The 21,801-nt window shown below is 59.4% G+C and carries 18 protein-coding genes; 7 read left to right on the plus strand and 11 right to left on the minus strand.

Going from position 1 to position 21,801, the window contains the following annotated elements; genetic code table 11:
• Positions 1-45: 45 nt before the first annotated feature.
• From BZK31_RS18580 to BZK31_RS18625, 10 genes are all read right to left on the minus strand, one after another.
• On the minus strand, positions 46-1,608 hold the full coding sequence (locus BZK31_RS18580; RefSeq protein ID WP_083184398.1) for a SpoVR family protein: 1,563 nt from the start codon (positions 1,606-1,608) through the stop codon (positions 46-48).
• A complete protein-coding gene (locus BZK31_RS18585; RefSeq protein ID WP_083184399.1) occupies positions 1,605-2,876 on the minus strand; it encodes a YeaH/YhbH family protein in 1,272 nt (423 codons plus the stop codon). Before BZK31_RS18585 ends, BZK31_RS18580 begins: the two co-directional genes overlap by 4 nt.
• Positions 2,877-3,012: 136 nt before the next feature.
• On the minus strand, positions 3,013-4,935 hold the full coding sequence (locus BZK31_RS18590) for a PrkA family serine protein kinase (protein ID WP_083184400.1): 1,923 nt from the start codon (positions 4,933-4,935) through the stop codon (positions 3,013-3,015).
• A 284-nt stretch (positions 4,936-5,219) separates the two neighbouring features.
• The gene (gene glpE / locus BZK31_RS18595; RefSeq protein WP_083184401.1) at positions 5,220-5,543 is read right to left on the minus strand and encodes a thiosulfate sulfurtransferase GlpE; all 324 of its coding nucleotides are present in this window, start codon (positions 5,541-5,543) and stop codon (positions 5,220-5,222) included.
• Positions 5,540-6,442 (minus strand): symmetrical bis(5'-nucleosyl)-tetraphosphatase, encoded by a 903-nt coding sequence (locus BZK31_RS18600; protein ID WP_083184402.1) that lies wholly within the window; start codon positions 6,440-6,442, stop codon positions 5,540-5,542. Before BZK31_RS18600 ends, glpE begins: the two co-directional genes overlap by 4 nt.
• A complete protein-coding gene (gene apaG, locus BZK31_RS18605; protein WP_083184403.1) occupies positions 6,442-6,822 on the minus strand; it encodes a Co2+/Mg2+ efflux protein ApaG in 381 nt (126 codons plus the stop codon). Before apaG ends, BZK31_RS18600 begins: the two co-directional genes overlap by 1 nt.
• 116 nt (positions 6,823-6,938) lie before the next feature.
• On the minus strand, positions 6,939-7,745 hold the full coding sequence (gene rsmA / locus BZK31_RS18610) for a 16S rRNA (adenine(1518)-N(6)/adenine(1519)-N(6))-dimethyltransferase RsmA (protein ID WP_083184404.1): 807 nt from the start codon (positions 7,743-7,745) through the stop codon (positions 6,939-6,941).
• Positions 7,742-8,731 (minus strand): 4-hydroxythreonine-4-phosphate dehydrogenase PdxA, encoded by a 990-nt coding sequence (pdxA, locus tag BZK31_RS18615; RefSeq protein ID WP_083184405.1) that lies wholly within the window; start codon positions 8,729-8,731, stop codon positions 7,742-7,744. The genes rsmA and pdxA overlap by 4 nt, the downstream gene beginning before the upstream one ends.
• The gene (locus tag BZK31_RS18620) at positions 8,728-10,050 is read right to left on the minus strand and encodes a peptidylprolyl isomerase (RefSeq protein WP_167378036.1); all 1,323 of its coding nucleotides are present in this window, start codon (positions 10,048-10,050) and stop codon (positions 8,728-8,730) included. Before BZK31_RS18620 ends, pdxA begins: the two co-directional genes overlap by 4 nt.
• Entirely contained in the window at positions 10,031-12,838 is a 2,808-nt protein-coding gene (locus tag BZK31_RS18625) for an LPS-assembly protein LptD (RefSeq protein WP_083184406.1), read from the minus strand. Before BZK31_RS18625 ends, BZK31_RS18620 begins: the two co-directional genes overlap by 20 nt.
• Before the next feature lie 129 nt (positions 12,839-12,967).
• Here BZK31_RS18625 and BZK31_RS18630 point away from each other — a divergent pair, with 129 nt between their 5' ends.
• From BZK31_RS18630 to BZK31_RS18640, 3 genes are read left to right on the plus strand one after another with little or no spacing between them, the layout of a single operon-like run.
• Positions 12,968-13,993, plus strand: a complete 1,026-nt coding sequence (locus BZK31_RS18630; protein WP_083184407.1) for an aminoglycoside phosphotransferase family protein — start codon at positions 12,968-12,970, stop codon at positions 13,991-13,993.
• Between the two features lie 54 nt (positions 13,994-14,047).
• A complete protein-coding gene (gene murU / locus BZK31_RS18635; protein ID WP_083184408.1) occupies positions 14,048-14,722 on the plus strand; it encodes an N-acetylmuramate alpha-1-phosphate uridylyltransferase MurU in 675 nt (224 codons plus the stop codon).
• On the plus strand, positions 14,719-15,486 hold the full coding sequence (locus tag BZK31_RS18640; protein ID WP_083184409.1) for a TerB family tellurite resistance protein: 768 nt from the start codon (positions 14,719-14,721) through the stop codon (positions 15,484-15,486). Before murU ends, BZK31_RS18640 begins: the two co-directional genes overlap by 4 nt.
• A gap of 24 nt (positions 15,487-15,510) precedes the next feature.
• Here the strand turns inward: BZK31_RS18640 and BZK31_RS18645 are convergent, their stop codons facing one another.
• Complete coding sequence (locus BZK31_RS18645) at positions 15,511-16,473, minus strand: alpha/beta hydrolase family protein (protein WP_167378038.1); 963 nt, start codon at positions 16,471-16,473, stop codon at positions 15,511-15,513.
• A gap of 165 nt (positions 16,474-16,638) precedes the next feature.
• Between BZK31_RS18645 and BZK31_RS18650 the strand changes: the two genes are divergently transcribed.
• From BZK31_RS18650 to BZK31_RS18665, 4 genes are all read left to right on the plus strand, one after another.
• On the plus strand, positions 16,639-18,609 hold the full coding sequence (locus BZK31_RS18650) for a PAS domain-containing sensor histidine kinase (protein ID WP_244182702.1): 1,971 nt from the start codon (positions 16,639-16,641) through the stop codon (positions 18,607-18,609).
• A complete protein-coding gene (locus BZK31_RS18655; protein WP_083184412.1) occupies positions 18,606-19,235 on the plus strand; it encodes a response regulator in 630 nt (209 codons plus the stop codon). Before BZK31_RS18650 ends, BZK31_RS18655 begins: the two co-directional genes overlap by 4 nt.
• 307 nt (positions 19,236-19,542) lie before the next feature.
• Positions 19,543-20,667, plus strand: coding sequence for an ABC transporter ATP-binding protein (locus BZK31_RS18660; protein ID WP_083184413.1), 1,125 nt, complete (start codon positions 19,543-19,545; stop codon positions 20,665-20,667).
• Between the two features lie 83 nt (positions 20,668-20,750).
• Entirely contained in the window at positions 20,751-21,785 is a 1,035-nt protein-coding gene (locus tag BZK31_RS18665; RefSeq protein ID WP_083184414.1) for a polyamine ABC transporter substrate-binding protein, read from the plus strand.
• Positions 21,786-21,801: the final 16 nt, after the last annotated feature.

Below are 21,801 nucleotides of genomic sequence, written 5' to 3' on the forward strand. Positions count from 1 at the left end.
CTAAAACCGAACGATTACCCGTTTAAGACTCAACGGCTCAGGTGCCTAGAGGTGAACGACCGCCAAATCGAGCCGGGGATATTCACCGTCGGCGTGCTCGCCTCGCGGTGGTACGTGATGGGTTTTCACGATCTGGTCGCCTTGTAGCGTCTCCAGATGAATATCGAAGCCCCACAGGCGATGCAGGTGCTTGAGCACCTCGTCCGTCGAATCGCCCAGCGGTTTGCGATTGTGCTGCTGGTGACGCAGGGTCAGCGAGCGATCACCGCGCCGGTCGATGCTGTAGATCTGCACGTTCGGCTCGCGATTGCCCAGGTTGTACTGCGCGGCGAGTATTTCGCGAATGGTCCGGTAGCCGTTTTCGTCATGAATCGCCGGCACCAGCAGGTCATCTTTCTGATCGTCGTCCATGATGCTGAACAGCTTGAGGTCACGAATGACCTTGGGCGACAGGTATTGGAGGATGAAGCTTTCGTCCTTGAAGCTGCTCATCGCGAACTTGATTGCGGTCAGCCAGTCGGTGCCGGCGATTTCCGGAAACCATTGGCGGTCTTCTTCGGTGGGGTGTTCGCACATCCGGCGAATGTCCTGGTACATGGCAAAACCCAGGGTGTAGGGGTTGATGCCGCTGTAGTAAGGGCTGTCGAAACCGGGCTGATAGATGACGCTGGTGTGCGACTGCAGGAACTCCAGCATGAAGCCGTCGGTGACCAGGCCTTCGTCGTACAGGTCGTTCATCAGCGTGTAGTGCCAGAAGGTGGCCCAGCCTTCGTTCATTACCTGAGTCTGGCGCTGCGGGTAGAAGTACTGCGCGATCTTGCGCACGATGCGCACCACTTCGCGCTGCCAGGGTTCCAGCAGCGGCGCGTGTTTCTCGATGAAGTACAGGATGTTTTCCTGCGGCTCGGCCGGGAAGCGCGCGTTGTCCTCCTTGCTGCCTTTGTCCGCGCTTTTCGGAATGGTGCGCCACAGGTCGTTGATCTGACGCTGCAAGTGCTCTTCGCGGTCCTTCTGCCGACGCCGTTCTTCTTCGGCAGAAATCGGATACGGCCGCTTGTAGCGGTCTACACCGTAGTTCATCAGCGCATGGCAGGAGTCGAGCAGGTCTTCCACCGCGTCGATGCCATGCCGCTCCTCGCACTGCATGATGTACTGCTTGGCGAACACCAGGTAGTCGATAATCGAGCTGGCGTCGGTCCAGGTACGGAACAGGTAGTTGCCCTTGAAGAAGCTGTTATGCCCGTAGCAGGCATGGGCCACCACCAAGGCCTGCATGCAGATGGTGTTTTCTTCCATCAGGTAAGCAATGCACGGGTCCGAGTTGATCACGATTTCATACGCCAGACCCATCTGGCCCCGCGTATAGGATTTTTCAGTGCTGAGGAAGTGCTTACCGTAGGACCAATGGTGATAGCCCAGCGGCATGCCGACTGACGCGTAGGCGTCCATCATCTGTTCGGCGGTGATCACTTCGATCTGGTTGGGATAGGTGTCCAGCGCATAACGCTCGGCGATACGGCTGATTTCGCGGTCGTATGCCTGGATCAGTTCGAACGTCCACTCTGACCCGGTGGAGATGGGTTGGCGTTTCTGTTCTCTGGCGGTCATGACACTAACCTTCGCTGGAAGAGTTCGCGGAATACCGGATAGATATCACCGGCAGAGACGAGCTGCTGCTGGGCGAACGTGTCGGCATATTCTTCGCCGATGCGCTCGTATTCGTACCACAGGGCCTGATGTTCGCGCGGTGTGATTTCCACGTAGGTGTAGTACTGCACGAACGGCATGATCTGCTTGGTCAGGATGTCGCGGCATATCGGCGAGTCGTCGTTCCAGTTGTCGCCGTCGGATGCCTGGGCGGCGTAGATATTCCATTCGTTGCTTGGATAGCGCTCGGCCATGATCTCCTGCATCAGTTTCAATGCGCTGGAGACGATGGTGCCGCCGGTCTCCCGGGAATAGAAAAACTCTTCCTCGTCCACTTCGCGGGCACTGGTGTGGTGGCGAATGAACACGACTTCGATCTTGTCGTAATTACGCTTGAGAAATAGGTACAGCAGGATGAAGAAGCGTTTGGCGATGTCCTTGGTCGCCTGGGTCATGGATCCGGAGACGTCCATCAGGCAGAACATCACGGCCTTGGAACTGGGGTTGGGCTGCTTGACCAGCAGGTTGTACTTGAGGTCGAAGGTGTCCAGATAAGGCACGCGACGAATGCGCGCCTTCAGTCGGTCAATCTCGACTTCCAGTTCCTGAATGTCGCCAAAGTTGTCAGGTTCCTCACGCTTCATGCGCTCAAGCTCGTTGATCGCTTCCTTGAGCTTGGCGCGGCTGCTGCCGGACAGCGCAATGCGTCGCGCATGGGCCGAACGCAGCGTGCGAATGATGTTGATACGTGACGGATTGCCTTCGTTGCTGATCCCGGCGCGAACGGTCTTGAAGGTGTCGGTGCCGGTCAGGTTGCGTTTGACCAGATTGGGCAATTCGAGGTCCTCGAACATGAATTCGAGAAACTCTTCCTGGGTGATCTGGAACACGAACTCATCCATGCCTTCGCCGGAATTGCTCGCCTTGCCAGGCCCCTTGCCGCCGCCGCCACCCTGCGGACGCGCAATGTGCTCGCCGGTGGTGAATTCTTTGTTGCCTGGATGGACGACGGTCTGTTTACCACCACGTCCGTGATGCAGCACCGGTTCGTCAATGTCTCGGCCGGGAATGCTGATCTGCTCGCCATGCTCCATATCGGTAATGGAACGACGGCTGACAGCTTCTTCCACTGCCTTTTTGATGTGGTCACGATAACGCCGCAGAAACCGTTGCCGGTTTACCGTGCTTTTGTTCTTGCCGTTGAGACGTCGGTCAATCACATAGCTCATAGGCCCTCCGGGCAGCTTCAAGTTACAAGCTTCAAGCCGTGAGCCTGAAGCTTAAAAGCAAGCGCTGGCACAAAACAGCACCTCAAGCGTGCGTAATGCACGCCTGAGGTTTACAGCCTGCCGCTTGCCGCTGCCATTACTGCGACTTGCGTACGCGCAGATACCATTCGGAGAGTAGACGTACCTGTTTATCGGTGTAGCCCCGTTCAACCATTCGAGTGACAAAGTCGTTGTGCTTCTGCTGGTCTTCCTTGCTGGCCTTGGCATTGAAGCTGATGACCGGCAGGAGGTCCTCGGTGTTGGAGAACATTTTCTTCTCGATCACCACACGCAGCTTCTCGTAGCTGAGCCAGGTCGGGTTCTTGCCGTTGTTGTTGGCGCGGGCGCGCAGCACGAAGTTGACGATTTCGTTGCGGAAATCCTTCGGATTGCTGATGCCGGCCGGTTTCTCGATCTTCTCCAGTTCCTCGTTGAGTGCGACACGGTTGAGAATCTCGCCGGTTTCGGGATCGCGGTATTCCTGATCCTGAATCCAGAAATCTGCATACAGCACATAGCGGTCGAAGATGTTCTGACCGTACTCGCTGTAAGACTCCAGGTACGCAGTCTGAATCTCCTTGCCGATGAACTCGATGTAGCGCGGAGCCAGGTATTCCTTGATGAAGCGCAGATAACGCTCGCGCGTTTCGGCCGGGAATTGCTCCTGTTCGATCTGCTGCTCAAGCACATAGAGCAGGTGCACCGGGTTGGCGGCGATTTCATGCGGATCGAAGTTGAACACCTTGGACAGGATCTTGAACGCGAAACGGGTCGACAGACCGTTCATGCCCTCATCGACACCTGCACTGTCGCGGTACTCCTGAATCGACTTGGCTTTCGGGTCGGTGTCCTTGAGGTTCTCGCCGTCGTACACGCGCATTTTGGAGTAGATGTTCGAGTTGTCCGGCTCCTTGAGGCGCGACAGCGTGGTGAACTGCGCCAGCATCTTCAGCGTGTCCGGCGCGCAATGAGCCTTGGAAAGTGAGCTGTTGAACAGCAGCTTGTCGTAGATCTTGATCTCGTCGCTGACCCGCAGGCAGTACGGCACCTTCACGATATAGATACGGTCGATGAAGGCTTCGTTGTTCTTGTTGTTGCGGAAACTGTGCCATTCCGATTCGTTGGAGTGCGCCAGCAGGATACCGGTGAACGGGATCGCGCCCAGGCCCTCGGTGCTGTTGTAGTTACCTTCCTGAGTGGCGGTCAGCAGCGGGTGCAGAACCTTGATCGGTGCCTTGAACATCTCGACGAATTCCATCAGGCCCTGGTTGGCCCGGCAGAGTGCGCCCGAGTAGCTGTAGGCATCGGCATCGTTCTGCGGAAACTCTTCCAGCTTGCGGATATCAACCTTGCCGACCAGCGCCGAGATGTCCTGGTTGTTCTCGTCACCCGGCTCGGTCTTGGCGACCGCAATCTGATTGAGAATCGATGGATAGAGTTTCACCACTTTGAACTGACTGATGTCGCCCCCGAACTCAGCCAGACGCTTGGTCGCCCAGGGCGACATGATGGTGCTCAGGTAACGCCTCGGGATGCCGAAATCTTCTTCCAGAATCGCGCCGTCTTCATTGGCATTGAACAGGCCCAATGGTGATTCGAAGACCGGCGAGCCCTTGATGGCGTAGAACGGGACTTTTTCGATCAGTTGTTTGAGTTTTTCAGCCAGCGAAGATTTACCACCGCCAACCGGTCCGAGCAGATAGAGAATCTGCTTCTTTTCTTCCAGGCCCTGAGCGGCATGGCGGAAATACGAAACGATCTGGTCGATGCATTCTTCCATTCCATGGAAGTCAGCGAACGCCGGATAGCGACGAATTACCTTGTTGGAGAAAATCCGCGACAACCGCGAGTTGGTGGAGGTGTCCACCAGCTCAGGTTCGCCAATGGCCAGCAGAAGACGTTCTGCCGCCGAGGCGTATGCGCTGCGATCCTGTTTGCAGAGCTCCAGATACTCCTGTAGCGAGAGCTCTTCCTGACGTGTGGTTTCAAAGCGTTGTTGGAAGTGGCTAAAAATACTCATGACGTCACCTCGCTCGATACGTTGAGCCGGCGGCGGATCGTCAGTCGATGCTGGCAGCAGCTGAGTATCCAGATGCCGTTTACCCCCCAGAACACCATAAAAGTAACTACCGATGACCCACGCGCCGGTGTACCGGCTCTCCCCTGATTTCGGATGGCCTGAGGCTAAGGATAGTTCGGATTCGGAAAGATAAAGAAGGGATGAGCGAGAAGACGGGCTGACCGTTCGTCAGTTAGGGCGCGAACCCGCGTAGAACGCGGGATCGACTGTCATAAAAATATTTTTTATCGGCCTTGCACGGTTTCGGCCGGAAAAGTGGAGCGCCACAGCTCAAAACCGCCATCTACGCTGTAGACGTCCGAGAATCCCTGACCCACGAGGTAGGCGGCTGCACTCTGGCTGGAGTTGCCGTGATAGCAGATCACGACGAGGGGTTTGTCCAGGTCGGCGTTGGCGATGAAGTCGGCGATCGAGTGGTTATCCAGGTGCAGCGATTCGGGAATGTGGTTGCTCTCGAAGGTCTGGGCATCCCGAACGTCGACCACCACCGCGCCATGTTCGCGCAGGGCTTGAGCCTGTTCGGGGGGAATACGTTTGAATTCGGTCATTGCGGGGACTCCTGAGCCTGGGGCGGCTGATGACGGCTGGCGTCTGCCGGTATTCGGGTGACGGTCGGTGCTGCCACGTGGCCGACAGCATCGCAATTGCATCGATGACGTTCAAGGGTGTCGACGTTGAGCAGTGTCATGGCGCCGCCCCACACGCAGCCGCTGTCCAGCGCAAACACGTCTTGCTCGTCGCAGCGGCCTTCCAGCGCGGCCCAGTGACCGAAGATGATTTTCACTGCGCGGGTCTTGCGGTTCTTGTGGCTGAACCAGGGCGCGTAACCGGGCTTTGCGGTCTCGACGCCTTCCTTGCCCTTGAGGTCGAGCTTGCCGTCGCTGGTGCAGAAGCGCATGCGGGTGAAGTAATTGGTGATGACCCGCAGGCGCGTGACGCCGCTCAGGTCGTTGTCCCATTTGGCAGGCTCGTTGCCATACATGCCGTCCAGAAACGGCTCATACAGGTTGTCGTCCTGTAGGGCGCGTTCGACTTCAGCCGCGTGTTTGAGCGCTTTTTTCAGCGACCATTGCGGCGCGATCCCGGCGTGAACCATGGCGACATGACGTTGCTCGTCGTAATGCATCAGCTTTTGCTGGCGTATCCAGTTCAACAGGTCGTCGCGATCCGGTGCTTCAAGGATTTCGCGCAGGGTATCGCCTTTTTTCAGGCGTTCTATGTTGCGTGCGGCCGCCAGCAGGTGCAGGTCATGATTGCCCAGCACACAGACCACCGATTGCCGGATGCCGTACAGGTATCGAAGCGTTTCCAGCGACTGCGGGCCGCGGTTGACCAGATCACCCACTAGCCACAGCTGATCCTTTTGCGGATCGAACTGCACATGGTCAAGCAGGCATTTCAGCGGTTCCAGGCAACCTTGCAGGTCACCAACGGCGTACACCGCCATCAGTGCAGGGCGCCCGGTACGGCAAGGCGGAAGGGCGCAATGATGGCGTCGAAGCGTTTACCGTCCTCGGCCAGCATCTGATAGGAGCCTTGCATGTTGCCGACCTTGGTGGTCATGACCGTGCCGCTGCTGTAGGTATGGCTCTGGCCAGCCTTGATCAGCGGTTGCTGACCCACAACGCCTTCGCCACGAACTTCCTCGACATGGCCGTCGCCATCGGTGATGACCCAGTGTCGGGACAGCAGCTTGGCTGGCAACTGGCCGTTGTTCTGGACCGTGATGGTGTAGGCAAAAGCGAAGCGGTTCTGCTCGGGCTGAGACTGTTCTGAGAGAAAACGCGTGACGACGCTGACGTCGACCTGATAACGGGAATCGGACATTCAGTAGGCCTTGAAATCCATAGCTAAAAAACTGGGGCACTCGATAGAAGCATCAGTCTAGGACAAGTAAACGGAAAATGACTAATGGCCGTCTGCCGTTTACCTGTTACCGAAGCTTACTCCGCTACGGGCTTTTCGCTCAGCTTGTCTGCCAGGCGAACGAAAGCGGCCAGATCCAGCTGCTCCGGACGCAGGCTGCCGTCCACGCCAGCAGCGGTGATGTCGTCGCTGCTCAACAGCAGTTTGAGGGTGTTGCGCAGGGTCTTGCGACGCTGGTTGAAGGCTTCGCGAACGACGCGCTCCAGCAGGCGGTGATCCTTGGCGGGATGAGGCAGCGTCTCGTGAGGCACCAGACGCACGATTGCCGAGTCGACTTTCGGTGGCGGATTGAACGCGCCGGGTCCGACGTTGAACAGGTGTTCCACACGGCAGTGGTACTGCACCATGATCGACAAGCGGCCCCAGTCGCCACCGCCGGGCCCTGCGGCAAGACGCTCGACCACTTCCTTCTGCAGCATGAAGTGCATGTCGCGAATCAGGCTGGCGTTTTGCAGCAGATGGAAGATCAGCGGCGTGGAAATGTTGTACGGCAGGTTACCGACGACGCGCAGGCTGCGCGGTTCGGCGCCCAGACTGTTGAAGTCGAACTTCAGCGCATCGCCCTGATGCAGGTTGAAGTTGGGCTTGCCGGCGAACTGGCTGTTGAGGATCGGAATCAGGTCCTTGTCCAGTTCCACGACGTCCAGACGCGCGCCGCTGTTGAGCAGGCCTTCGGTCAGTGCGCCCTGGCCCGGGCCGATTTCCAGCAGACGGTCTTCGGGTTTGGCCCGGATCGCGCGCAGGATTTTGTCGATAACGCCTGCGTCGTGCAGGAAGTTCTGCCCGAAACGCTTGCGCGCCCGGTGTTGGTAGAGCTCGGTCATGAATGGGTCTCGGCCATCTGGTAGGCGGTGTGCAGCGCGACGTGCAGGCTGCCGGTGTCAATCTTGCCGCTGCCCGCCAGGTCCAGCGCGGTGCCGTGGTCGACGGACGTGCGGATGATCGGCAGACCGAGCGTCACGTTGACGGCTGCGCCGAAGCCTTTGTATTTCAGCACGGGCAGGCCTTGATCGTGGTACATCGCCAGCACCGCATCGCAGTGCTCCAGATATTTGGGGGTAAACAGAGTGTCGGCGGGCAGCGGGCCGCGCAAGTCAAGTCCATCGCTGCGCAGACGCTCCAGAGTTGGTTCGATGATGTCGATTTCCTCGCGCCCCAGATGCCCGCTCTCACCGGCATGGGGGTTGAGGCCGCACACAAGGATGCGCGGATGAGGAATGCCGAACTTGTTCACCAGGTCGGCGTGCAGGATGCGCGTGACACGCTCCAGTCGATCCGCCGTGATGGCATCCGCCACATCGCGCAGCGGCAGGTGAGTGGTCACCAGCGCGACACGCAGGTCGCCGGTGGCCAGCATCATCACCACTTGTTCGGTGTGCGTCAGTTCTGCGAGAAATTCGGTATGCCCGGAAAAGGCGAAGCCGCCTTCGTTGATCACGCCCTTGTGCACCGGCGCAGTGATCATGCCGCTGAACAGGCCATCGAGACAGCCTTGTCCGGCACGGGTCAGGGTTTGCAGCACGAACCCCGCATTGGCTGTGTTCAGTTCGCCTGTGACCACCGGCGCGGCCAGTGGCGTATCCCAGATGTAAAGGCTGCCAGCGGGTGCGGGCGAGTCGGGGAGGGCGTCCGGGGTTACGTCGATCAGATCGACGGCCACGCCCAGTTGCGCGGCCCGCTCATTGAGCAGGTCGCGGCTGGTGATGGCAATCAGGGGGTGTGGCTGAGGCTGCGTGGCGAGCAGCAGGCAAAGGTCAGGACCTATGCCGGCCGGCTCGCCGGGTGTCAGGGCGAAGCGCTTTGGTTTCACTGAGCAGCCTGGGCTGCGCCAGGAAGCTTGATTTCAACGTAGGCTTCGTCACGGATCTGACGCAACCAGGTTTGCAGCTCTTCGTCGTACTTGCGGTTACGCAACACGTTCAGGGCCTGTTGATCACGGGCCTGGCTGGTGGCATCCGTTGCACGACGGCCGAGGACTTCCAGAACATGCCAGCCGTAAGCGGTCTTGAAGGGTTTGGAGACCACGCCCTGAGGCGTTTCGGTCATGACTTCGCGGAACTCCGGAACCAGCGAGTTGGGATCGACCCAGTTCAGGTCGCCGCCGTTGAGTGCCGAACCCGGATCTTCCGAGAAGCTCTTGGCCAGTTCGCCAAAGTCTTCGCCGTTTTCGATGCGGTCATACAGCTTCTCTGCCAGACGCCTGGTCTCTGCTTCGCTGCGGATTTCACTTGGCTTGATCAGGATGTGACGCACATGCACTTCATCGCGCATCTGGGCCTGGCCTTGACCACCGCGTTTTTCCAGCAGCTTGAGAATGATGAAACCACCCGGCGTACGCGCCGGAGGGGTTACGTCACCGATCGGCATCGAACTGAGCATGTCGCCGAACGGTGGCGGCAGTTGGGCTGCCTTGCGCCAGCCCATGTCGCCGCCTTCCAGCGCGCTTTCGCTCGAGGATTTAGCGATCGCCATCTGGGCGAAGTCGGCACCTTTCTTCAACTGGTCGTAAACGTCCTTGGCCCTGCGCGCCGCCGCCTGGATCGCATCGGAAGATGCGCTGTCAGGCGTGGCGATCAGGATGTTGGCCAGGTGAAACTCTTCGGACAACTGAGCCTTGCCCAGATCGGAGGCCAGGAAGTTCTTCACTTCCTGTTCGGAGACCTGGATACGCTCTGCCACGCGGCGCTGGCGCACACGGCTGATGATCATTTCCCGGCGAACCTGCTCGCGTGCATCGTTATACGACAGGCCGTCATGGGCGAGAGCAGCACGGAACTGGTCAACGCTCATGTTGTTGCGCTGGGCAATGGTGCCGATCGCCTGATTCAGCTCTTCGTCAGTGACGCGAATGCCGGAACGCTCGCCAATCTGCAACTGCAGGTTTTCCAGAATCAGACGATCCAGAACCTGCTGTTGCAGCGCTTCGGCAGGCGGTACGCCCGATCCGCGTTTGGCGATGGTTTGCTGAACCTCGCGAACACGCTGGTCCATCTGGCTTTTCATGATCACGTCGTTGTCGACGATGGCCACGACACTGTCCAGAGGTTGAACCGCTGCATGCACTGCGCCGCTCAGGAGTAACGCGCCCAGCATCAGCGGGCGCAGACAATCAGAAAGCTTGGTCTTCACGTTCACGATAACCTTGGATGCCTTTGTCGAGGAAGCTCTCTACCTTGGCGCCGGTCACGCCGCCGAGTCCCTTCAACACGATTTGTAGGAATATGCCGCGGTCGCCTTTTTCGTTCTGAGGCGCTTCCTGGCTGAATTCGTCGTAATCAATCCAGTAGCGGTTGATCAGGCGCAGTTTCCAGCAGCAGTTGTCGTATTCGAAACCACCAAAGGCCTCGATGGTACGGTCGCGGTTGTAGTCATACTGCCAGCGGCTGATGAGGCTCCATTGCGGGATGATCGGCCAGATGACCGAGAAATCATGCTGCTGGATCTTGTAGTAGTCCTTCACGTAGCCCGGAGTACCCGGGGTGCCGTAGTCGCCACCACCCACGGTCCAGCGGCCAGTGGTCTGGTCGAAGCGGACCTGGTCGTTGCGATAGCGATAGCCAGCGTTGATGACCTTGTTCGGATTGTCTTCAGGCTGGTAGTGGAACATCGCGCTGCCCGAACGGGTGCTCTTGCTGTCCGGATCCCAGTTGAAATCGGAGTTGAAGCGCCAGTCGCGGTTGAAGCGGTAGGCGTATTCCAGCGCGTATGGCGAAACCTGCGCCTTGGCGTCGTCACGATCAGCGAACGAAATACCTGGCAACTGAACCTTGCGGTCTTCGAAATAGAGAGCCTGACCGATGCTGAAGGTCTGACGCTCGAAGCCGTTGTCTTCAATCCAGCGGTTGGTGATACCCAGCGACAGCTTGTTCTCATCGCCAATACGGTCGGAACCAGTGAATCGGTTATCACGGAACAGGGACGAGTAGTTGAAGGTGCTTTCGCCAGTGTCGAAGACCGGAATGTCAGTCTGATCTTTCTCGGGAACGTAGAGATAGAACAGGCGCGGCTCAAGGGTCTGGCGGTAGTTCTTGCCGAACCATTGGGTATCGCGATCAAAGTACAGGCCGCTGTCGACGCTGAAGACAGGTACGCTACGGCTTTGGCTGCTGCTGTATTCCTCGTCAGCCAGCAATGAAGCCTTGCCCTGGCTGTCCAGGTCGAGATCGTACTGGGTGTAGACATACTTGAGCTTCGGTGTCAGGAAGCCGTAGGTCCAGTTCATCGGCAGGCTGACCGAAGGTGCGAGGTTCAGACGGTCGCCATTGGCACGGGCGAGTCCTGCAATGTTTCTGTCGAGCCTCGGTGTACCAACAGGAGTACCGTCAGCTGCGAACGGACCACCATTTTCATCAAAGTATGTGCCATCACGCAGATCACGCTCGAAACGAACCGCTTCGGTCTGGTAATCGAACTTCAACCCGCCCGGGTTGTAAGGCAAGGTACCGTTGAAGGTAATCTGCGGCAGGCGGTTGTACGGCGTGATGTTGGCAATGGTCGCCAGCTTGTAGGCCTGAGCATTGAACATTGCGGTGTAGCTATCGCCACGATAGGTCAAGGAACCCTGCTGATTGATGTAGTCAGTTCTGCTCACACCAATCTGATCGGTTTCCAGATCCTGGAAATAGTACGGGTCGCTGATGTCGGTGTAATCGACCTGGGTCAGCCAGCGCGAATCCAGCCCGCCCTTGTGCTGCCAGTTGATCATCCAGCGCGTCTTGTCGTAGTCGGACTGCAGCTTGCGCTCGTCGTCTTCGTCGTTCAGGTAGGCAGCGCCGAACTGGCCTTCGCTGCTCTTGGTCAGGTAGCGGAACTCACCTTCCATCAGCAGGCCGCGTTTGGCCATGTAGCGTGGGTACAACGTGGCGTCGTAGTTCGGTGCCAGGTTGAAATAGTAAGGCGTGACCAGCGTGAAGCCGGTGTCGGTGCTCGTGCCGATGGTCGGTGGCAGGAACCCTGACTGGCGACGGTCGTCGATCGGGAAATAGATATACGGCGTGTAGAGTACCGGTATGTCCTTGACCCGCAGCGTCACGTTGGTCGCGGTGCCGAAACCGGTCGCCGGGTTCAGCGTGACGTTGTTGCCTTTCAGCGTCCAGGCGTTGCTGTTCGGTTCGCACGTGGTGTACGTGCCGTCCTTGAGGCGAATGATCGCGTTCTCGGCACGCTTGGCGTACAGCGCGTTACCGCGAATGTTCGACTTGTGCAGGACGTACTCGGCGTTGTCGACACGGGCTTCGCCGGTGTCGAGCTGCAGTTCGGCCTTGTCGCCGACGATCAGCGCGCCGTTGTCACGCAGACGCACGTCACCGTTAAGTTCACCACGGTTCTCGGCCTGATGTAGGGCGGCTTCCTGAGCCTGTACCTGCATGCTGCCCTGACGCAACACGACGTCACCGGCCAGGGTCGCAACCTGTGCTTCCTGCTCGTAACGCGAGGCTTTGGCACCGACGAACATCGGCGCTTCGCTCATGGGTGTCTTGTCATCCATGCCAGGGCGAATCGGCTCCACGTAGGCACCCGAGCAATACGGACCGGTTTCGGCCAGTTGCGCTGCGGTGAGCTTGTCACGAGGAACCCAATCGAGGTGGCTGTAGTCAGCACTACGCGACTTCAGGCCTTTGCCCTTGGCTTCGGTCACCAGTTGCGTGGACGCAACCTGTTCGCCAGTGGATGTGCTTTCCGAGGTTACGGCGCCGTTGGAACTGACCGACGTCGTGCTGTGCACGGGGCGTGGAGGCAGCTCAGCGGCAGCGGTAGCGGATTTCGGCGCACAGTTCCAGGCACCCGAAGCAGAGACTGAGCAGTCATACTGTTCCGCGGCAACCACGAACTGAGTGGCCAGAGGTTGCATCGCCAGCAGACTGCCGGTTACGAGCAACGGAAATTTTTTACGAAACGCGGGGGATTTCAATGCCATCTTATTAGTCCGGGCTTCCTGCGCGCCATCTGCCCGCGGGGGGGCCGCACGCCTCTCGATGGGCTGAAAAAGATTCCGGATAATAAAGCATGACCCGCTTGACGGCTAGCGCCGTCGGAGACCCTTGTAATGCCAGATCAAGATATACGCCTGCAATCCCTGAAAGTTTGGCTCGATGAGCAGTTGCCAGCGCTGTTCGCGGCGCAGAATTGGGGCGCCGTACCCCCGGCCACGTTGACTGCGGCCAGTAGTGACGCCAGTTTTCGCCGTTATTTCCGTTGGGAGGGCGAGGGTCGCACTTTTATTGTCATGGACGCGCCGCCGCCTCAGGAAAACTGCAAACCGTTTGTGGATATCGCTCATTTATTGGAAAAGTCGGGCATCAATGTTCCGAAAATTTACGCCGAAGACCTCGCTCAAGGCTTTTTGCTGCTCAACGATTTGGGTCGGCAGACTTATCTGGACGTGATCGATGCCGATAACGCTGATGAATTGTTCGCCGATGCCATCGATGCGTTGCTGGCCTATCAGCAGTTGCCAATGGAGGCGCCGTTGCCTTCTTACGATGTGGCCCTGTTGCGCCGTGAGCTGGAACTGTTTCCCGAGTGGTACGTGAAACGTCATCTGGGTGTCGACATGGATCAAGCGCAACTGGCCGATTGGCAGCAGGCCAGTGAGCTGCTGATCGAGAGTGCGCTGATACAGCCCAAAGTGCTGGTACACCGTGACTACATGCCGCGAAACCTGATGATCAGCGAACCCAATCCAGGCGTGCTGGATTTTCAGGACGCGGTCTACGGGCCGGTCACCTATGACATCACCTGCCTGTTCAAGGATGCTTTTCTGAGCTGGCCTCAGGAGCGTGTCACTGGCTGGCTGAAAGCCTATTGGGACAAGGCGCGGGTGCTGGGCATTCCGGTGCACGACGACTTCGCCTCGTTCGAGCGGGCCAGCGACCTGATGGGCGTGCAGCGTCACTTGAAGGTCATCGGGATTTTCGCGCGCATCTGTCATCGCGATGGCAAGCCGCGTTATCTGGGCGACGTTCCGCGTTTTTTCGCCTATATAGAAGCCGTTCTTTCGCGGCGTCCGGAACTGGCACAGTTGGGCCAGTTGCTGACCAGCCTGCAGCAGCCTGCCGAAACAGCGGTCTGAAGGCAGCGCGCCGATCATTTTTGAAAAGGTACCGATTGTGTTGAAGAGGACTGCATGAAAGCGATGATTCTCGCCGCAGGAAAAGGCGAGCGGATGCGCCCGTTGACCCTGCACACGCCAAAACCCTTGGTGCGTGCGGGCGGCGTTCCATTGATCGAATACCACCTCAACGCTTTGCGCGAGGACGGGTTTCACGACTTGGTCATCAACCATGCGTGGCTGGGTCAGCAGATTGAGGATTACCTGGGTAACGGAGAGCGGTTTGGCCTCGATATCCGTTATTCCCCCGAAGGCGAACCGCTGGAAACCGGGGGTGGCATCTTTCGCGCCCTGCCGTTGTTGGGCGAGGAACCGTTTGTGGTGGTCAATGGCGACATCTGGACCGACTACGATTTCGCCGCGCTGCGTACACCGCTGTCCGGGCTCGCGCATCTGGTGCTGATCGACAACCCGGCGCATCACCCGACGGGCGATTTTTCGCTGGTCGACGGACAGGTGCGCGATGACGAGTCTGCCGGACAGCGCCTGACGTACAGTGGCATCGCGATTCTGCATCCGCGGTTGTTCGCCGGTTGTGAAGCGGGTGCGTTCAAGCTTGCCCCCTTGCTGCGCAGTGCCATGCAGCAGGGGCTGGTCACCGGTGAGCATTTCAGCGGGCGCTGGGTGGATGTCGGCACCCATGAACGGCTGGCTGAAGTCGAGCAGTTGCTGGCGGGACGCGCTGAATGATCTGGCCGGGTACGCTGGCTGGCGCCGGGATCGGTTACGCAATTGCCGATATCCCCGGCGCGATGCTGGGCGCCTTGCTGGGGCAGGCACTGGATCGCCGTCTGAAGCTGTACAGCTGGGCGCATTTGCGTGAGCGTCTGGGTGGGCGTCCGGCCATCCATGACGACGAATTGCTGTTCGTGCTGCTCGGGCGTCTGGCCAAATGCGATGGCCGGGTGGTTTCCAGCCACATTCATCAGGCGCGTGCCGAAATGCAGCGTCTGAACATGAGTCAGGCAGATCAGCTTCGGGCGATCAATGCTTTCAAGCGGGGCAAGGACGGCAGCGATGGGCTGCGCAGCTATCTGCGCCGCCTGCGTGGCGAGTCCGACAGTGCCGAAGGGCTGCTGCGCGCCTGCTGGCGAATGGCCTGGGCCGACGGCAAGGCATCGCGTGCCGAGCGTGAGTTGATTGGTGTCTGGGGAATGTGGCTAGGCTGGTCCGAGCCGCAGATCGAAGCCCTGGCCACCGACCATGATCCGATGAAGCGCCCGCCGATCAGCAGCGGCGATGCGTACAAAGGCGCGATGCTCCTGCTGGGTGTGCAGGCCGATACGGATCCGTTGACCATCAAGCGTGCATACCGACGCCTGCTCAGCCGCCATCATCCGGACAAGGTGGCGGGTTCGGGTGCCAGTTCGTTGCAGGTGCGGGTGGCGACCGAGAAAACCAGCGAGCTGCATAACGCCTATCGATTGATCAAAGCGCGACGCGGCTTCAAGTGATACGTCGGTGAGGCGCGTTGCCGACTATTGCGCCTCGACCCAGCCACGAACGCGCCGGAATATCTGTTCTTGTTCGGTCTCTTCATTGCCCACAATGTTGATCAGCCCGACCTGAGTAAAGCCTGGTCCCTTGGCCCGCTTGCTGGCTTGCAGGCGGGCGGTCGCAGCTTGTTGGCCCTGGTTCTTGTAGATGAAATCGGCGGTCTTGACCTTCAGCGTCGGCACCATGTCCAGCAGCGTCGGCGGACGATTGGCCGGTTCGCGTGCGGCCACCATCACCAGTTTCTGCACCAGCGGCGAAGGCCGTTCGCTCATGAAGCGCGTCGCCCAGTAGGCACCACTGCTGTGGCCGAGCAAGACGATGCTGTGCGCCTTGTTCTGCTGCGCAAAGGCAATCGCGCTTTCAATGCGCGCAAAGACCTGCTCGGCCTGAGCCTTGTTGCGCTCTTCGTCGGCCGCGGCTCTGGCCGTGTCGGCGCTCGCCTGCGCCTCAGCATCTGCGGCAGCGTCCTTGGCAGGCGCATCCTTTGGTGCGTCCTTGGGTTTTTCGGCACTGGCATCGGCTGCGACATCCGCCTCGCGCGGCATCAATGCGTCGTCCTGAGCATCCGGCAAGGTAATGCTCAGGCTGGACCAGCCCACATTGGGGAATTTGCGGCGCAACGGTCCGACCACGTCGGGCCAGTCCGGCGATTCGCCCGCGCCGGGCAAAATGATGACGGTGCCTTGCGGCTCGTCGCTGTTGGCCGGTTTCCAGAGCGCCAGAAAGGTGTCCTCCCCGGCTTGCAGCTGTTGAATATCCTGCGCGGGCAGTTGACGTTCAAGGGCAATTGCATCTTCCTGCGCCCGGCTGGGCAAGGGTGCACGCTCGACAGGTGCTTCGGCGGCGGCATCCTTGGCGGGCTCGGCCGCTGTCGCAAACGGCGCACAAGGTACGATCAATGACAGAAACAATGCAGGAAACATTGCGCGAATGGTGTGGGACATCGGATATTCCAAGCCAGAAACTATACCGGCAGCCTAATGGGTTGATCGGCTTTTGTCAGGCCTGAGCCTGAGCGGTCTGCGACCGTCACATAACCATATGAGAACGACACGTTGCTAACTCGTCTTCGGCGCATCGGTTTTATCGGCTGCCTGGCTGTGCTCTTGATGGCGCAAGTGGCGAATGCACAGCTTGATGAGCCCGATGTGTCGTCGCGTGCGCAATTGAGTCAGACCCAGCGCGACTGGCTGAATCGGCACGGCCCGCTGCGCGTCGGGTTGGTGATGCGTGCGCCTTATGCGCAATTCGATCAACGCCTTCAGCAACTGTCCGGGGCCAATGTCGATTTCATGAATGCGCTGGCTGCAACGTTGCCGGTCGAGCTGGTGTGGCGCAATTTTTCTGACCAGGCAGCGCTGGAGAAAGCGCTGGCCGATGGCGAAGTGGATGTCGCGCCAGGCCTCACGCAGACGCCTGCCGGACTGAAGGTCTGGCTGTTTTCCGATCCGTACCTGCGTGTTTCACAGTTGCTGATCGGCGAGCGCGACGGCAGCACTGCCGTGGATCTGGACAAGCTCGACAACCGTTCGCGCGTTGCGGTACGCATGCCGAGCACGACGGCTGACTATCTGCACGGCAATTATCCACACCTCAATCTGCAGGGTGTGCCGCTTGAGCGTCAGGCGCTGCAATTGCTGCTCAGCCAGCAGGCGCGCTACGCAGTGGTCGATGAGGCTCAGCTCAGTCGGCTGCTGCGCGAGCCCGAGTTCTCCGGATTGGCGGTAGTGGGCGACATCGGCCTGCCGTTGCTGCTGCGAGTCGCTTCACGGCGAGATGTGCCGGAACTGGCGACCATCATCGGCGAGGCGCTGCGCGCCGTTCCGGCCAAGGACCTTGATCAGTTGCATACCCGCTGGATGCCGCTGACGCCTTCGCATTTCGGCGAGTCGCCGGGACTGTGGAAAAACCTCTGCATTCTGTTGCTGGTGATGTTGCTGGCCTGTTTCGCCATCGTGGTCTGGCAGCGTCGCCAGCAGCAGGCGCTCGAGCAGGAGTTGCTCGCCGCCCGCGAGGACATCGCTCGCCGGGTGCAGGGCGAGGAGGCGTTGCGGCTGGCGCAGTTTTCCATTGATCAGAGCACCGTCGGCATCCTCTGGGTCAACTGGGACAGCCGCGTGCGTTACGCCAATCGTGCCGCCGAGAGCATCCTCGGCTATGGCACGGGCCAGGTGATCGAGCGGCCTTTGATCGATTTCGACCCCGGTCTGCACATGGATCGCTGGCTCAACCTGTGGAAAAACGCACGCTCCGCTGAAGACAGTCCGCAGCTCTTTGAAACCAACTGCGTGCGCGCCGACGGCAGCGTATTGCCGGTGGATGTCTCGTTGAGCTTCCTGCGTTTTCGTGAGGCAGAGTACCTGGTGGTGTTTCTCAGCGATGTCAGCGAGCGTCGTCGCGCCCATGATCAGTTGCGTGAGTTGTCGGCGCATCTGGAGAGCGTGCGTGAAGAAGAGAAGGCCCGAATTGCACGCGAGGTTCATGACGAGCTTGGGCAGATGCTGACCGTGCTCAAGCTGGAAACCTCGATGTGCGAACTGGCCTACGCTGAACTTGACCCTGGCTTGAGTGAGCGGCTGGTCAGCATGAAGAAACTAATCGCGCAGCTGTTCCAGTTGGTCCGCGACGTGGCCACAGCGCTGCGGCCGCCGATTCTCGACGCGGGTATCGCTTCGGCCATTGAGTGGCAGGCCCGTCGTTTCGAGGCGCGCACGCAGATCCCTTGTCTGGTGCAGGTTCCGGACAATTTGCCGGTCCTCAGCGATGCGCGGGCGACCGGCATGTTCAGGATTCTTCAGGAGGCGCTGACCAATGTGATGCGCCACGCGCAGGCGCACACGGTCGAGATCAGCCTGACCCTGGAGCGGGGCGTGATGTGCATGACCATTGCCGATGACGGGCAGGGCTTTGTCAGCGGTGACATCGAACCCGGCAGAACGGTGTCGTTTGGTGTGGTCGGGATGCGCGAGCGTGTTCTGATGCTGGGCGGTCGATTGGAGCTGGACAGCGAGCCGGGTGAGGGCACAACCTTGCGCGCCTATATTCCGTTGGACCCCGCTGGACAGGAGCGAGAAAAGTGATTCGTGTACTGGTAGCTGAAGACCACACTATCGTGCGCGAGGGGATCAAGCAATTGATCGGCCTGGCCAGAGACCTGCAAGTGGTGGGCGAGGCGAGTAACGGCGAACAGTTGCTCGACACCCTGCGCCATGTGACCTGCGAAGTGGTGCTGCTGGATATTTCCATGCCCGGCGTCAACGGTCTGGAAGCCATTCCGCGGATTCGTGCGCTGGACAATCCGCCAGCCATTCTGGTGCTGTCGATGCACGACGAGGCGCAGATGGCCGCGCGTGCGCTGAAGATCGGCGCCGCCGGGTACGCCACCAAGGACAGTGACCCGGCTCTGTTGCTGACAGCGATCCGCCGGGTCGCGGCGGGCGGGCGTTATATCGATCCGGAACTGGCCGACCGGATGGTGTTCGAGGTTGGCCTCACCGACAATCGCCCTTTGCATTCACTGCTGTCGGAACGCGAGTTTTCCGTTTTCGAGCGTTTGGCCCAAGGGGCGAACGTCAACGATATCGCCCAGCAACTGGCGCTGAGCAGCAAGACCATCAGCACTCACAAGGCTCGTCTGATGCAGAAGATGAAACTCAACTCGCTGGCCGACCTCGTCAAATACGCGATGGAGCACAAGCTGCTCTGAGTCTGAAAACGACATGCATCAGATTCTGAACACCAGCTCGTGGTAGCGGACGTGTCCGCGACAAATGGGCAGGCGACGCAGATGCGCAGGGTTGGCGATCCATCGCGGACAAGCGGAGCGTCGCCCGGTCCGCCCCCACCCGATGCCGTGTTATTTCGAAAACATGTCCATTCCCGCCATCGTTGTAGGGCAATCCCTACCCCAGGCCTTCCAGCCCGCCTAGGCTAATCTCTCATCACCCCCGATTTTCGGGGCCTCGAGGCTGTTCTAGTCTTGATGCCACGCAGACAAAACAAAGGTGTGGGTAATGAGCGACGTCGATACAAGCGCTGGAGCAAGTGATGTTCTGGTCAGCTTTCGTGGTGTGCAGAAGAGCTACGACGGCGAAGCACTGATCGTCAAAGATCTCAACCTGGACATTCGCAAAGGCGAGTTCCTGACCCTGCTCGGGCCGTCCGGCTCCGGCAAAACCACCAGCCTGATGATGCTCGCCGGTTTCGAGACCCCGACCGCGGGCGAGATCCTGCTCGGCGGCCGTGCCATCAACAACGTGCCGCCGCACAAGCGCGACATCGGCATGGTGTTCCAGAATTACGCGCTGTTCCCGCACATGACCGTGTCCGAGAATCTGGCTTTCCCGCTGTCGGTACGTGGCATGAGCAAGACCGACATCGGAGAAAAAGTGAAGCGTGCGCTGGGCATGGTCCAGCTGGATACGTTCGCGCATCGTTACCCGGCGCAGTTGTCGGGCGGGCAGCAGCAGCGCGTGGCGCTGGCTCGCGCCCTGGTGTTCGAACCGCAACTGGTATTGATGGACGAACCGCTCGGCGCACTCGATAAACAGCTGCGTGAACACATGCAGATGGAAATCAAGCACCTGCATCAGCGTCTCGGTGTGACCGTGGTCTACGTGACCCACGATCAGGGCGAGGCCTTGACCATGTCCGATCGTGTCGCAGTGTTTCATCAGGGCGAAATCCAGCAGATCGCGCCGCCTCGCAGCCTTTATGAAGAGCCGAAAAACACCTTCGTGGCCAATTTCATTGGCGAGAACAACCGTCTCAACGGGCGTCTGGTCAGTCATGACGGCGATCGTTGCGTGGTCGAGCTGGAGCGTGGCGAAAAGGTGCATGCGTTGGCAGTCAACGTCGGTCAGCCGGGCGCTCCGGTCACCCTGTCGATTCGTCCTGAGCGCATCAACCTCAACGGCCGCAGCGAGAACTGCGCGAACCGGTTTTCCGGTCGTGTGGCCGAGTTCATCTACCTGGGCGATCACGTACGTGTGCGTCTGGAAGTGGCGGGCAAGACGGACTTCTTCGTCAAGCAGCCCATCGCCGAGCTGGATCCGGCGCTGAGCGTTGGTGACGTCGTGCCCATCGGATGGCAAGTCGAGCATGTCCGCGCGCTCGATCCCTTGCAGCAAGAGCATTGATCCATCGATAAAAGCAACAACAGAGGCGAATCGATCGCCCACCTCCAATCGCTTACCAACACTGCTCGTGGAGAAAAGAATAAATGCTGAAACCATTGAAGTTCACCGCCATCACCTTGGGCATGATGTGCGCAGCGCAAGCCATGGCAGCCACTGACCTGACTGTCATTTCCTTCGGCGGTGCCAACAAGGCCGCGCAGGAAAAAGCCTTCTACGCGCCGTGGGAAAAGGCCGGCAACGGCAAGATCATCGCCGGTGAGTACAACGGTGAAATGGCCAAGGTCAAGACCATGGTCGACACCAAGAGCGTGTCCTGGGACCTGGTGGAGGTCGAGTCGCCCGAGCTGGCGCGCGGCTGTGACGAAGACATGTTCGAAGAACTTGATCCGGCCATATTGGGCAAGTCTGCGGACTACGTGCCGGGTGCGATTACCACATGCGGCGCCGGTTTCTTCGTCTGGTCCACGGTGCTGGCCTACAACGCCGACAAGGTTGCCAGTGCGCCGAGCGGTTGGGCCGATTTCTGGGACACCAAGAAATTCCCGGGCAAGCGCGGTCTGCGCAAGGGCGCCAAGTACACGCTGGAATTCGCTCTGATGGCCGACGGTGTAGCGCCAAAAGACGTCTATAAAGTGCTGGCCAGCAAAGACGGTCAGGACCGTGCGTTCAAGAAGCTCGATGAGCTCAAGCCTAACATTCAATGGTGGGAAGCAGGCGCGCAGCCGCCTCAGTACCTTGCGTCCGGCGACGTGGTGATGAGCTCGGCCTACAACGGCCGCATCGCTGCCGTACAGAAAGAGAGCAACCTGAAAGTGGTGTGGACCGGCGGCGTCTACGACTTCGACGCCTGGGCCATTCCAAAAGGGTCCAAAAACGCAGAAGCGGCGAAGAAGTTCATCGCCTACAGCTTGAGCCCTGAGCAGCAGAAGACTTACTCGCAGAACATCGCCTACGGTCCGGCCAACACTCAGGCCGTCGCGTTGCTGGATAAGGAAACCCTGCAGAACATGCCGACCACCCCTGAAAACATCAAGGATCAGGTGCAGATGAATGTTGCGTTCTGGACCGATAACGGCGAATCCCTGGAGCAGCGCTTCACTGCCTGGGCTGCCAGGTAACCGTGTCACGTTGAGT

Source organism: Pseudomonas floridensis, from assembly GCF_002087235.1.
In the GTDB taxonomy this organism is placed as follows: Bacteria; Pseudomonadota; Gammaproteobacteria; order Pseudomonadales; family Pseudomonadaceae; genus Aquipseudomonas; species Aquipseudomonas floridensis.

Excerpts from the sequence above, each read along its gene's own strand:
- BZK31_RS18580 (WP_083184398.1), bottom strand. The coding sequence starts at position 1,608 with ATGACCGCCAGAGAACAGAAACGCCAACCCATCTCCACCGGGTCAGAG.
- BZK31_RS18585 (WP_083184399.1), bottom strand. The coding sequence starts at position 2,876 with ATGAGCTATGTGATTGACCGACGTCTCAACGGCAAGAACAAAAGCACG.
- BZK31_RS18590 (WP_083184400.1), bottom strand. The coding sequence starts at position 4,935 with ATGAGTATTTTTAGCCACTTCCAACAACGCTTTGAAACCACACGTCAG.
- glpE (WP_083184401.1), bottom strand. The coding sequence starts at position 5,543 with ATGACCGAATTCAAACGTATTCCCCCCGAACAGGCTCAAGCCCTGCGC.
- BZK31_RS18600 (WP_083184402.1), bottom strand. The coding sequence starts at position 6,442 with ATGGCGGTGTACGCCGTTGGTGACCTGCAAGGTTGCCTGGAACCGCTG.
- apaG (WP_083184403.1), bottom strand. The coding sequence starts at position 6,822 with ATGTCCGATTCCCGTTATCAGGTCGACGTCAGCGTCGTCACGCGTTTT.
- rsmA (WP_083184404.1), bottom strand. The coding sequence starts at position 7,745 with ATGACCGAGCTCTACCAACACCGGGCGCGCAAGCGTTTCGGGCAGAAC.
- BZK31_RS18625 (WP_083184406.1), bottom strand. The coding sequence starts at position 12,838 with ATGGCATTGAAATCCCCCGCGTTTCGTAAAAAATTTCCGTTGCTCGTA.
- BZK31_RS18630 (WP_083184407.1), top strand. The coding sequence starts at position 12,968 with ATGCCAGATCAAGATATACGCCTGCAATCCCTGAAAGTTTGGCTCGAT.
- murU (WP_083184408.1), top strand. The coding sequence starts at position 14,048 with ATGAAAGCGATGATTCTCGCCGCAGGAAAAGGCGAGCGGATGCGCCCG.
- BZK31_RS18640 (WP_083184409.1), top strand. The coding sequence starts at position 14,719 with ATGATCTGGCCGGGTACGCTGGCTGGCGCCGGGATCGGTTACGCAATT.
- BZK31_RS18645 (WP_167378038.1), bottom strand. The coding sequence starts at position 16,473 with ATGTCCCACACCATTCGCGCAATGTTTCCTGCATTGTTTCTGTCATTG.
- BZK31_RS18650 (WP_244182702.1), top strand. The coding sequence starts at position 16,639 with ATGGCGCAAGTGGCGAATGCACAGCTTGATGAGCCCGATGTGTCGTCG.
- BZK31_RS18660 (WP_083184413.1), top strand. The coding sequence starts at position 19,543 with ATGAGCGACGTCGATACAAGCGCTGGAGCAAGTGATGTTCTGGTCAGC.
- BZK31_RS18665 (WP_083184414.1), top strand. The coding sequence starts at position 20,751 with ATGCTGAAACCATTGAAGTTCACCGCCATCACCTTGGGCATGATGTGC.